Source organism: Granulicella sp. 5B5 (assembly GCF_014083945.1).
Classification (GTDB): Bacteria; Acidobacteriota; Terriglobia; order Terriglobales; family Acidobacteriaceae; genus Granulicella.
This window is the reverse complement of sequence record NZ_CP046444.1, coordinates 1,351,030-1,362,002: the sequence shown is the minus strand read 5'-3', so window position 1 is coordinate 1,362,002 and position 10,973 is coordinate 1,351,030. Positions and strand designations below refer to the sequence as shown.

10 protein-coding genes are annotated in these 10,973 nt (G+C 61.1%); 3 read left to right on the top strand and 7 right to left on the bottom strand.

Annotation, left to right across the window (positions count from 1 at the left end):
- Positions 1–37: 37 nt before the first annotated feature.
- The 4 genes from GOB94_RS05950 to GOB94_RS05935 all read right to left on the bottom strand — a co-directional run bounded on the left by GOB94_RS05950 (position 38) and on the right by GOB94_RS05935 (position 4,874).
- Positions 38–724, bottom strand: a complete 687-nt coding sequence (locus tag GOB94_RS05950; RefSeq protein WP_182277940.1) for a class I SAM-dependent methyltransferase — start codon at positions 722–724, stop codon at positions 38–40.
- Between the two features lie 149 nt (positions 725–873).
- Complete coding sequence (locus GOB94_RS05945; protein WP_182277939.1) at positions 874–1,965, bottom strand: alginate lyase family protein; 1,092 nt, start codon at positions 1,963–1,965, stop codon at positions 874–876.
- An 82-nt stretch (positions 1,966–2,047) separates the two neighbouring features.
- Positions 2,048–3,253: an acyltransferase gene (locus GOB94_RS05940; protein WP_182277938.1), complete on the bottom strand. Its 1,206-nt coding sequence runs from the start codon at positions 3,251–3,253 to the stop codon at positions 2,048–2,050.
- A gap of 43 nt (positions 3,254–3,296) precedes the next feature.
- Complete coding sequence (locus tag GOB94_RS05935) at positions 3,297–4,874, bottom strand: sigma 54-interacting transcriptional regulator (protein ID WP_182277937.1); 1,578 nt, start codon at positions 4,872–4,874, stop codon at positions 3,297–3,299.
- A gap of 158 nt (positions 4,875–5,032) precedes the next feature.
- On the opposite strand from GOB94_RS05935, the gene GOB94_RS05930 reads away from it, so the two are divergent.
- Entirely contained in the window at positions 5,033–5,302 is a 270-nt protein-coding gene (locus tag GOB94_RS05930; protein ID WP_182277936.1) for a BrnT family toxin, read from the top strand.
- On the top strand, positions 5,289–5,555 hold the full coding sequence (locus GOB94_RS05925) for a BrnA antitoxin family protein (RefSeq protein ID WP_182277935.1): 267 nt from the start codon (positions 5,289–5,291) through the stop codon (positions 5,553–5,555). Before GOB94_RS05930 ends, GOB94_RS05925 begins: the two co-directional genes overlap by 14 nt.
- Before the next feature lie 56 nt (positions 5,556–5,611).
- Here the strand turns inward: GOB94_RS05925 and GOB94_RS05920 are convergent, their stop codons facing one another.
- Positions 5,612–7,369: an alpha/beta hydrolase-fold protein gene (locus GOB94_RS05920; RefSeq protein WP_255484268.1), complete on the bottom strand. Its 1,758-nt coding sequence runs from the start codon at positions 7,367–7,369 to the stop codon at positions 5,612–5,614.
- Between the two features lie 157 nt (positions 7,370–7,526).
- Here GOB94_RS05920 and GOB94_RS05915 point away from each other — a divergent pair, with 157 nt between their 5' ends.
- Entirely contained in the window at positions 7,527–8,654 is a 1,128-nt protein-coding gene (locus GOB94_RS05915) for a mechanosensitive ion channel domain-containing protein (protein WP_182277934.1), read from the top strand.
- Between the two features lie 74 nt (positions 8,655–8,728).
- On the opposite strand, the gene rho is transcribed toward GOB94_RS05915, so the two are convergent.
- Both rho and GOB94_RS05905 read right to left on the bottom strand, forming a co-directional pair.
- Positions 8,729–9,979 (bottom strand): transcription termination factor Rho, encoded by a 1,251-nt coding sequence (gene rho, locus GOB94_RS05910; protein ID WP_182278462.1) that lies wholly within the window; start codon positions 9,977–9,979, stop codon positions 8,729–8,731.
- 379 nt (positions 9,980–10,358) lie between these two features.
- On the bottom strand, positions 10,359–10,577 hold the full coding sequence (locus GOB94_RS05905; protein WP_182277933.1) for a DNA-directed RNA polymerase subunit omega: 219 nt from the start codon (positions 10,575–10,577) through the stop codon (positions 10,359–10,361).
- Positions 10,578–10,973: the final 396 nt, after the last annotated feature.

Genomic DNA, 10,973 nt, shown 5'->3' with positions numbered 1-10,973 from the left:
GGCCGCAGTTGTGCGGTTCGATGTGAGTTGCGTAGAACTACGGGCGCGTGCCGGTGAGGACGGCGAAGCTGGAGGCCTTGTACCAGCAGTCGACCTGGGCGAAGCCGGCGGCGCGGAGCCAGGTGAGTTGCGCGTCGACGGGGGTGCGGCGGTCTTCCTGCTGACGGTAGAGGGAGTCGGAGATTTGCTGGTCTGTTGCTCCGTTTGCGCGGATGGTGGCGAGCCAGCGCTGCTGGTATTCGTGTTCGAGCTCGGGAGTGGGGCCGGCGATGTGATCGGCGTTGATGAAGACGCCGCCGGGATGGAGCGCGGTGAGGATGCGCGGGAGGATGGCCTGCTTGATGTCGTCATCGAGGTGGTGGATGGAGAGCGCGCTGACGATGGCGTCGCAGTTGGCAGGGAGAGTGGTGGTGGTGTAGTCGGCGAGGGTGTAGGTGAGGCGCGGGGCCGGTCCCTCAGATGGGCCGAGGCGCTGGCGGGCGAGTGCGAGCATGGGTTCGGAGAAGTCGATGAGGTGCAGGTGGGCGTTGGGGAAGGCTGCGTGCAGCATCGCGGAGAAGAGGCCGCTGCCGGCGCCGAGGTCGATGATGAGTTTTGCGTCTTGTGGGATGAGCTCGAGCGTGGCTGCATAGAAGGCTTCGTGGCCGGGGATGAGCTTCATGCGGTCGCGGTCGTAGGTGGCGGCGGTGGCGTCAAAGACGGCTTGGGTGTTGTTGGGTCGCATGAGACGACCATAAGTGATTGTGATGGCAATTACTATTAGTATAAGAAGAAGTGATGGATAGATTCGAGCAGACGCGCTTCGCGCGCTAGAAGCAGGTTTCTCGCTGCGCTCGGAATAACAGAAAGAAAAGCGAGAGCAAAGGCGCGGCGCTATTTACCGGCAAGGATGGTTGTGCTACCTCCGATGCGGGTGGCGTAGGTGGGATGCTGGAGGCCGTTGACGATGGACGGTGGCAGGCCGGTGGTGCCGAAGCGTGCGGCGTAGAACTCGAAGGGAGCGTAGTCGTCGGGGCCGAAGTGGGTGTCCTGGGTTTCGGAGGCGTAGGGCTTGACGAGGGCGGGGTTGTCGATGGCGCGGCCGAGGAAGATGATGGCGTCGCGAAGGGTGTGGTTGTGTGAGGAGTAGGCGTAGAGATTGGTTCCCTGGCGGGTGGCGAACTCGGCGATGAGGACGAGCGGCTGGAGGGCGAAGGCCTGGTAGTGGATGGCGCGCTCGTGGCGGGCCATCTCGCGGGGGAAGGCGCCGTTGGAGTCGATCTCGGAGATGGCTTGCTTGTAAGTGTCAACGCCGAAGCGGAAGAGGTCGTTGTCGTGCGTGGCGACGCCGACGGAGATGGCTGCGAGGGCCCGCCAGTAGTGATGGTTGTTGCCGAACTCGCCGGGCTTCTCGTAGGAGATGAGCTTGTGCGCCGCGGCGTTGAGCCATACGGCGACGCGGGCTTGTTGTGTGGGGTTGAGCGCAGGGTCGTTCACGAGGACGGAGTCGGTGACGCCTGCAGAACTGAGTGTCCACTCGACCTGGAACCAGGCTTGTGAGGACTCTTTGGGGTCGTAGTCGAGGAGCGTGTGGGCTTGTGCCCAGGTGTCGAGCTGCGCGAGTGCGCAGGCGGCTTCGGCGTGGCTGCCGGTGGCGACGTACTGGTTCATGCCAGCGGTGATGCGGCGCTCGAAGGCGCCGTAGACGCGCGTGGCGGCGGCTTCGGCAGGATTGGTGGGGCCGTGCGAGCCGCTGAGATAGTGGTGGGGGATGTCGATGACGCCGGTGGGGGCCGGGACGACGGGTGTATTGACGCAGGAGCCGAGGTGCGCGATGGCGTCGCGAAGGCGTGGGTCGGTGGTGGAGTGGAGGAACGACTGGCGGGCGGGGACGTCGAGGATGGAGGCTTTGGGGTTGGTGACCGACTGGCCGTGCGCGGTGAGTGTGAAGGCGAGAGCGGCGGCGAGAAGCCTATAGTTCGACATGCGTACTAAGGTAGCGCTACGTGTGAGCGTTGGGCAAATAGGCGGGACGCCAGCAGTTGTCGCGATCGTTCGTTTGTCGAGCTTAGCCGAGGACCTCTGCCGTGCGATTGGCTGTGGGCAGACCATCTTTCAGCCTCAGAAAGTACGATTCATAGGTGTAGAAGGAGATAAAGGCAAGCAGCGTCGTCCCTGCGATGACGACGACAGAATTGAAAGCTTCCAGGGCTGTCGATGCCTCGTGAGAAGAGAAGTACATCTGAATGAGCCATGCGCAGGCAGCCGCAACCAAAGGGTGAAATACATACACCCCATAACTAATGCGACCGTACCAGCGCAGCAGGCGGTTCTCGAAGAGACGCTGCAAGGGTCCTGGCCGCAGGCAGAGAGCAAGGACGCAGGTGAAGGCCAGAGCCAGGCATAAGATGCCCCATCCGAGCCAAAGATCTTGAGTTGTTTCAAACGATCCCCGCGTTGCGATGGTAAGGGCGAGAAGCGAAATGGAGGCAAGAGTGAGTCCGGCGGGAATGAGGCGATAGAGCTGAGCCTGTTCATGCGGGGGACCGCGAAGTATGAGAGCGAGCGCCGCCCCCATCGCAAGCTCTCCAGCCCTCCCCATGGGGGCGTTATAGACCCAGTGTTGATCTGCGTGGATGCCCAGCATGGTAAGGCGGAAGCCAAGGGAGGCGAGAACGACAAGCAGAGACGCTACGATGGCCGCCTTGCGGTGTTTGCGCAGTGCAAACAAGAAGAAAGGCCATACCAGATAGAACTGTTCTTCGACGGCCAAGCTCCAGAAGTGATCGATCGAAAGCAACGGTAGATGCAACTGCGATGTTGCCTTGTAGAACCAGGGAAAGTCTTGCAGATAAAAGACGAAGATGGTGAGGTCGTGCAGGACGCCCGGCCTGAACACGAGTATGAGCAGGGCAGCGTAGATCAGACAGAGATAATAAAGAGGGAAGATGCGAAGCGATCGGCGATAGTAGAAGCGCTTCCACCAACCGGCTTTCTGAAAAGAGTCCCAGAGAATACCGCTGATGAGGAAGCCGGACAGAACGAAGAAAAGAGTCACTCCGGACCAACCGATCCGTATGGCACCGGCGATGATTCGAATGAGGAGAAACGAGGAGTGGCGTCCGCCGCCTAGATGCATACCTAGGACCATCAGGATCGCGAGACCGCGAAGGCCGTCGAGTGCGGGAATATGCTTCCCGTGCTTTTCTCGTTCGATGCGCAATTGCGGCAAGCCACTCGATGGACCCTGTACGCTGGGCTCTGCTGGTTCCATGCGGGGTACCTTTCAAAGCGACTCACAGAACTGCCGCGACAGTTTAGTTGAAGCCTCGGCGGGTGCGGTTGCGGGCGATGTCGTCTAGGTCGCGTTCCTGTAGTTTGTCGCGCATGCGCTCGGCTAGCTGGGCGGCGTCTTCGTTGCGGCGACGCTTTTCGCCGGCGGTGAAGGTGCGGGCTTCGCTGCGGGAGATCTTCTTGTGGGCGGTGAGGCCTTCGAGGAGGAACTCGGCGGCGGAGACGGCCACTTCGACCGGGGTGCGCGCGTTGATCTTGAGCGGCGAGAGCTTTTCGAAGAGGCCCTGGATGCCCTGGAGCTCCTTGAAGACTTCGCGTGCGGGTTGCTTGTCGTTCAGCTCGACGGAGCCGCCGAGGTTGAACCACTGCTCGATCTGCTGCGTATTGGTGTCCGCGAAGTAGCCGTCGTAGATGTTGGCGACGGACTGGCGGATGATCTCGCGGATGACGGTGTCGGCACCCTTCATCTCGCCTTCATATTCGAGCTCGATTTTGCCGGAGATGCCGGGGAGCGCGGCGAAGAGGTCGCCGACGCGGGGGACGACGAGTGATTCGCCGTGGAGCAGAGCACGGCGTTCGGCGTTGGAGAGCACGAGCTCCATCGTGGAGATGGGCAGGCGCTGCGAGACGCCGCTGCGCTTGTCGACTTTTTTGTCCTCGCGAGCGACGAAGGCGACCTGCTCGACGATCTGGCGGATGTAGTGCGGGATGACGATGTTCTGGATGGCGGTGTCGCCGGGGGCGTAGCTGCGCGCGGTCCAGGCTTCCTGCTCGGTGATGCTGATGGCTTCGTCGACGGACTCGGGGTAGTGGGTGCGGATTTCGCTGCCGATGCGGTCTTTGAGTGGTGTGACGATCTTGCCTCGGGCGGTGTAGTCCTCGGGGTTGGCGGAGAAGACGATGGCCACGTCGAGCTCGAGGCGGACGGGGTAGCCCTTAATCTGGACGTCGCCCTCCTGCATGATGTTGAAGAGGGCCACTTGAATTTTGCCGGCGAGGTCGGGGACTTCGTTGATGGCGAAGATGCCGCGGTTGGCGCGGGGGAGCAGACCGTAGTGCATGGTGAGCTCGGAGCCGAGCTCGTGGCCGGAGCGCGCGGCCTTGATGGGGTCGACGTCGCCGATGAGGTCGGCGACGGTGACATCGGGGGTGGCGAGCTTTTCGACGTAGCGCCGGACGGGTGTCATCCAGTCGATGGGTGTGTCGTCGCCGAGGGAGGCGATGAGGTCTTTGGAGAACTTGCTGAGGGGCGCGTAGGGATTGTCGCGGAGCTCGGAGCCGGCGACGAAGGGGCAGAAGGGGTCAAGCAGCGTGGTGAGCGCGCGGAGGATGCGGGATTTGGCCTGGCCGCGCAGACCGAGCAGGATGAAGTTGTGGCGCGAGAGGACGGCGTTGACCACCTGCGGGATGACGGTGTCGTCGTAGCCGACGATGCCGGGGAAGAGCGACTGGCCTTCGTGCTTGCCGCCGGGCGCGATCTGGCGGAGACGCACGATGAGGTTGTCGCGGAGTTCGTCCTTGACGCTGCGCCCGACGCGTTCGGGGGTGTATTCAGAGGAGCGAAGCTGGCCGAGTGTGCGCGGGAGAGTGGTCTGCGACATTGTTTAAGTATAGATGGCGCGCGGGGGTGAAGGATTCGGGCGTGTTGAGCCGATGAAGCGGTTGAGGTCTTGAAGGCCGTTCGAAAGTGGCACAAAGTTTGAAGGCTCGCGATTAGAGCTAATTTGACGGAGACTCAAATTGTAGCTACTATCAGCTCGTGGATGTTGAGTTTGATCCGACGAAAGACGTCAAGAATGTCCGCGATCATGGCATATCTCTTCAACGTGCTATAGAGTTCGACTTCGATGCAGCTTGTTTCGACATCGACGATCGTGAAGATTATGGCGAGGTTCGTTGGAACGCTATTGGATTTCTGGGCGCTCGTCTTTACAGCTTGACCTTTACAGAAGTAGAAGACGGAGTCATCCGTGCGATTAGCCTGCGAAAGGCCACCACACAGGAAGGCAAACGATATGAGCAAGCGTAAGCAAGAAGTGAACGACACTGAAAATCCCGAGTGGACAGAGAAGAAATTTGCCCGCTCAATCAAGTTCAAAGACCTGCCCGCAAGTCTTCAGCGGACATTGTCCAAGCCGAAGCGTGGCCCGCAGAAAGCACCGACTAAGATGCTCGTTTCACTGCGGTTGTCGCGGGATGTGTTGCAGGCACTTCGGGCTACGGGTGACGGCTGGCAGGTTCGCGTGGATGAGGCATTGCGGGAAAAGTTTGCGAAGAGCTAGCTACGAGTGAAAGAGAAAGGCGACGGCGCAGCCTATGGTTGCGCCGTCACTCTTTGCTAGTAGACCCAGCTCCTGGTGTCGGCGCCTTTGGGGGCGGTGGCGATCATGTGGGCGGTCATCTGGGGGAGGACGCGCTGGAGCCAGTTGGCGTTGTTCTGCTGCATGGTGTACTCGACGGGGCCGCCGGTGTAGCAGTGGGGTTCGCCGGGGCCGTATTGGAACTGCGCGTCGGAGTGCGGGTTGCGGGTGGCGTCGAGTGATTTTTGCAGCAGGTGGACGGCGTTGTTGAGGAAATAGGTGTCGCCGTCGCCGACGGCGATGTGGATCTTGCCTTCGAGCTTAGGGCCGAGGGTGGGCCAGTTGCGCTGCATGTAGGCGTTGAGGTCGTAGTGGTCGTGCCAGTAGGCGACAACCCTGGGGTCGATCTTGCCGGTGAGGGAGTCGAGGACGTCGGCGGGGTAGCCGTCGGGGCCGGCGGGGGAGAAGACGGCCTGCCAGATGGCCCACTGCTCGGTGGAGCGGGTGTGGGTGCCGAGGACGTACTCGAAGCGGAACTCGCCTTCGGCGGTGGCGATGAGTGAGCCGTCGGGTTTGCGGTCGCCGCCGACGGGGACCTTGCCGAAGTCGCCGGAGCGGTAGAAGGCGTTGGGGTCGTCGTAGAGGTTGATGTTCTGGTAGGCGTGGAAGTCGACGGGGTCGGGGCATGCGGACCAGACGCCGTTGTACATGTCGGGGTAGAAGACCTGCGTGGCGAGGGACTCCCAGCCGCCGGTGCTGCCACCGTAGGTAGCGCGGGCCCAGCCCTGGGCGATGCCGCGATACTGCTTCTCGACGGCGGGGATCAGCTCTTCGTTAATCGCTGCACCGTAGGGGCCGACGTTGGCGGAGTCGACGTCGTAGGAGTCGTCGTAGTACGGGTTGGCGTTTTGGACGTAGAGGAGGATGACGTGTGGGAGTGTGCCATTGGTCCAGTCCTGATAGGTGACGAAGCCGCGGTCGACGTTGCCGCCGCCACGACGGCCGCGGCCTCCAGCCATGGGCTTGCTGTTGAAGGGGATCGAGCCGGCGTGGAAGTGGTCCTGATAGACGACGAGCGGGTAGTGCGCGCCGGGGTGCTCGTCGAAGCCTGCGGGCAGGAGAACCCATGCGCCAAGGTAGACGTCGCGGCCCCAGAACTTGCTGAGCTTTTCACTCTTGAACTTCATGTACTTGAGATACTTTGCGGCTTCAGGGTCGCGCTTCGCGATGACTTCGGGATCTTCGTCGGTGCCGGTGATGGGTGGGATGATCTTGTCGAGGGTGAGCTTGATGGGAGCCTTGGACGCGGGGTCGATGTGCATGCGGACGGGCTCGTTGTAGGGATTGCCGGGCTTGCGGTTCCAGTGTTGACCTTCGCCCTGGTCGGGCGGGAGCCACAGGTCGCGGCCGTCGGCGAGGTGGAACTTCTCGTACTTGTTGAAGACGGCCTGGACGAGGTAGTCGCCTGCGGGGAGCGCGGCGAGGTTGGGGAGCGGGTAGCCGATGGTTTGGGCGTCGATGATGAGAGGGGTGTTCGCAGGGGCGTTCTTTGCATCGACGCCGAAGCCCTGTGCGGAGGTGTAGGTCTCCGAGATCATGAAGCGGGGTTCGCGAGCGCCGCCACCACGGACGGGTGCGGTGGAGCCGGCTTTGGCGATGACGAGGATGAGGTGTCCGTTGAGGGGCTGCGTGGAGGGGACAGTCACCTCGATGCGCAGAGGCATTTGCGCGGCGCAGGCGAGAGGAAGAGCGAGAGCGGCGAAGGCTGCGAGAGAACGCTGAATGAGGCTGGGCATTTGGCTCTTAGGGTAGCAGCCGTAAGGAGACTGATGGGCAATGGGAATTGTGAGAATAGGAACGCTTTATGCCGTCGGCACGGTATTGGAGGCAGCTAAGGTGGTGCGGGAGGGCGTCTAACGAGGCTCGGGGCGTTGACGCTGCGGGGAGGCAAGGATGGCGGGGTTTCACTTTCGTCATGGGTGGTTTTTTGCGGTGTTCCTGTTCTGCGGAGCGCTGGTGTTGGCGAATTTGCTGCACTTTGTGTTGTTTCGGCTAGTGAAGCGACAGGATGCGGCGGGAGCGATGCTGGGGTGGGGGCTGCAGAAGCACCTAGGGAAACCGGCACGGGTGATCTTTCTGCTGACGTGCGTGCAGGTGGCGCTGCCGTTTGTGCCGGGAGTGCCGGCGTGGCTGGAGAAGGACATCAAACACGCGGTGTGGATGCTGGTGGTGCTGGCGCTGGGATGGCTGGCGGTGGGGCTGGTGTATGTGGTCCAGGACTATCTGCTGCGAAAGTATGACCTGAAGGCAGCGGACAATATCCGTGCGCGGAGTGTGCATACACAGTTCCAATTGTTTCGGCGGGTGACGATTGCACTGGTGGGGATACTGACGCTGGGTGCGATGCTGTGGACATTCAACGATCCGCAGTTGTGGCACTTTGGGAGCGGGCTGCTGGCGTCGGCGGGGTTGGCGAGTTTGTTGCTGGCGGCTGCGGCGAAGACGACGGTGTCGAACTTTCTGGCTGGGTTGCAGATTGCGCTGACGGAGCCTATCCGGATTGACGATGTAGTGGTGGTGGCGGGTGAGTGGGCCCGGGTGGAAGAGATTACGAGTGCCTATGTGGTGCTGAAGATATGGGACCTGCGGCGGCTGATTGTGCCGCTGAGCTGGTTTATCGAGAACCCGTTTGCGAACTGGACGCGGCAGAGTGCGAATATTCTGACGTACTCATATCTGTATCTGGATTACATGGTGCCGGTGAAGGAGGTCCGCGCGCAGCTGGAGAGGGTGGTGAAGGCCGCGCCACAGTGGGACGGCACGGTGGTGGGATGCCAGGTGACGAACCTGACGGCGCAGAGCATGGAGATCCGGTGTTTGATGGGTTCGGCAGACTCGGGCCAAGCGTTCGATCTGCAGTGTCTGGTGCGCGAAGAGATGATGGAGTGGGTGAAGGAGAAGTATCCGGAAGCGTATCCGAATTTGCGGTACCGCGCGGTGGGGGAAGCTGCTCGGGAGAGTCCGGGGCAGTCTGGGCCGGATGTGCCGTTGCAAAAGCCTCACGCAGAGTTCGCGAAGTAAAGATGCAAAGTTTCGCAATGTAAAACGCCCCACTCCCGGAAGGATGTGGGGCGTCTTTTTGTAGGGCGATTTGGTTAGAGGGAGCTCATGTTGTGGAGGAACTCCTGGTTGTTGCGGGTCTTGCCGAGCTTGTCGGAGAGAAGCTCCATGGCTTCGACGGGCGACAGCGGGTTGAGGACCTTGCGGAGAATCCAGGTGCGCTGGAGGTCATCCTTGGGGATGAGTAGCTCTTCCTTGCGAGTGCCGCTGCGCTGGATGTCGATGGCCGGGAAGACACGCTTGTCGACGAGCTTGCGGTCGAGGATGACTTCCATGTTGCCGGTACCCTTGAACTCCTCGAAGATGACTTCATCCATGCGCGAACCGGTGTCGATGAGGGCGGAGGCGATGATCGTCAAGCTGCCGCCTTCTTCGATGTTGCGGGCGGCACCGAAGAAGCGCTTGGGGCGCTGCAGCGCGTTGGAGTCGACACCGCCGGAGAGGACTTTGCCCGAGGGCGGAACGATGGTGTTGTAAGCGCGCGCGAGGCGGGTGATGGAGTCGAGCAGGATGACGACGTCGCGCTTGTGCTCTACGAGACGCTTGGCCTTTTCGATGACCATCTCGGCGACCTGGACGTGACGGGCGGCGGGTTCGTCGAAGGTGGATGAGATGACTTCGCCCTTGACGCTGCGCTGCATGTCGGTGACTTCTTCCGGGCGCTCGTCGATGAGCAGGACGATGAGGACGATCTCAGGGTGGTTCGCAGTGATGGAGTTCGCGATGGACTGCATCAGGACGGTCTTGCCGGTGCGCGGCGGAGCGACGATGAGACCGCGCTGGCCCTTGCCGATAGGACAGAGAAGGTCCATGACGCGGCCGGAGATGGCCTCGCGGACGGTCTCCATCTTGACTTGCTCGTCGGGGTAGAGCGGGGTGAGGTTGTCGAAGAGGATCTTGTTGCGGGTCTCCTCGGGCGACTCGAAGTTGATGGCCTCGATCTTGACCAGGGCAAAGTACTTTTCACCTTCGTGCGGGGAGCGCACGTTGCCGGAGATGGTGTCGCCGGTCTTGAGGTCGAACTTGCGGATCTGCGAGGGGGAGACGTAGATGTCGTCGGGGCCGGGGAGGTAGTTGTAGTCCGGCGAGCGCAGGAAGCCGTAGCCGTCGGGGAGGATCTCGAGGACGCCCTCGGCGAAGATGTGGCCCTCTTTTTCGGACTGGGCCTGGAGGATCTTGAAGATCAGGTCCTGCTTGCGAAGGGCGCTGGTGCCGGGAATCTCAAGGGCGCGCGCGAGTTTGCCGAGCTCGGCGATGCTCTTTTCCTTGAGCTCGGAGATGGTCATAAGTACTTGGGTTGTTTCCATGGGGGTTCTTCTTGTGAGTGGGATATTTGAAGTGGATGGGTACAGCGGGAGGGTGGAGAGTTGGACTCGTCCAGATTGTGAGGGGATTGCCGAACGGGATTCCGTGCAGAGCTACCAAGCTGGTTGCGAAACGGAGGTCGTACGGAAGGGGCGCTACAAGGAGGGTAGGGCTTCGTGCAGGGTGCTGCCGCTTCGGGGTAGATTTAACACTTACTGTAGCAGACGCTGCCAAGGGGCGGCTGGGTTACTTGCGTCTGTAACGATTTGTGTGTGGAAAAGCGGACGCGCTTTGAAGCCGGTGGGAAGCTCTGATGAAGGCTCTGTGAGAAGAGCCCACCGGCCCAGAGAGTGGTCGTCCTTAGGCGGCGCGGCGTTCGGTGACGGCGAGAACCTCAGCGGTCTCGGAGACCGGCGCCATGGGAACGGTGTCCTTGAAGCGATCGAGGACGTCGTTTGTAGTGTCCTGCAGGCGAGTGTTGGGCTTGTGCAGCTTACGCGTGGCCTTGGAGGCGAGTTGACAGAGCTTGTAGCGATTGTTGACGTGGGTGAGTGCACCAAAGATCAGGTCTGAGCGCATAGAAGTGAAATCTCCTGGGTATTGAGGCGGTGGGCGTCGGAAGGCAATGCGCGTCCGTTTGTCTTGCCTCGGGGTTCAGCGGGCAGTTAGAGCCGGGCAGAACCGTGAAGTCGGTTAATTAGTAGATGCGCAGGCCGGAGCCAAGTTGCATCAAAAACGTTCCTGCTACGCAAGACGGCAGCAGGTAAATTCATGCCTTGCAATGAGTTGAATCCTGTAGCTGTGACTGTAAGGCTCGCAAGCAGACGACAGAAAGGCCATCCGCGCAGACGCGGAACATCGCTTTCCAGATAGCTGCAAGAAAGGCTTAGCAAGGAGACAGACCACTTGACTTACGAGCTAAGTCCGGACACCAAAGGAGATAGAGTCTAGATAGCTGTAGATGGCTGTTTGTTC

What these genes read in the sequence shown, in the direction of transcription:
- GOB94_RS05950 (WP_182277940.1), bottom strand. Translation starts at nt 724, where the DNA reads ATGCGACCCAACAACACCCAAGCCGTCTTTGACGCCACCGCCGCCACC.
- GOB94_RS05945 (WP_182277939.1), bottom strand. Translation starts at nt 1,965, where the DNA reads ATGTCGAACTATAGGCTTCTCGCCGCCGCTCTCGCCTTCACACTCACC.
- GOB94_RS05940 (WP_182277938.1), bottom strand. Translation starts at nt 3,253, where the DNA reads ATGGAACCAGCAGAGCCCAGCGTACAGGGTCCATCGAGTGGCTTGCCG.
- GOB94_RS05935 (WP_182277937.1), bottom strand. Translation starts at nt 4,874, where the DNA reads ATGTCGCAGACCACTCTCCCGCGCACACTCGGCCAGCTTCGCTCCTCT.
- GOB94_RS05925 (WP_182277935.1), top strand. Translation starts at nt 5,289, where the DNA reads ATGAGCAAGCGTAAGCAAGAAGTGAACGACACTGAAAATCCCGAGTGG.
- GOB94_RS05920 (WP_255484268.1), bottom strand. Translation starts at nt 7,369, where the DNA reads ATGCCCAGCCTCATTCAGCGTTCTCTCGCAGCCTTCGCCGCTCTCGCT.
- GOB94_RS05915 (WP_182277934.1), top strand. Translation starts at nt 7,527, where the DNA reads ATGGCGGGGTTTCACTTTCGTCATGGGTGGTTTTTTGCGGTGTTCCTG.
- rho (WP_182278462.1), bottom strand. Translation starts at nt 9,979, where the DNA reads ATGACCATCTCCGAGCTCAAGGAAAAGAGCATCGCCGAGCTCGGCAAA.
- GOB94_RS05905 (WP_182277933.1), bottom strand. Translation starts at nt 10,577, where the DNA reads ATGCGCTCAGACCTGATCTTTGGTGCACTCACCCACGTCAACAATCGC.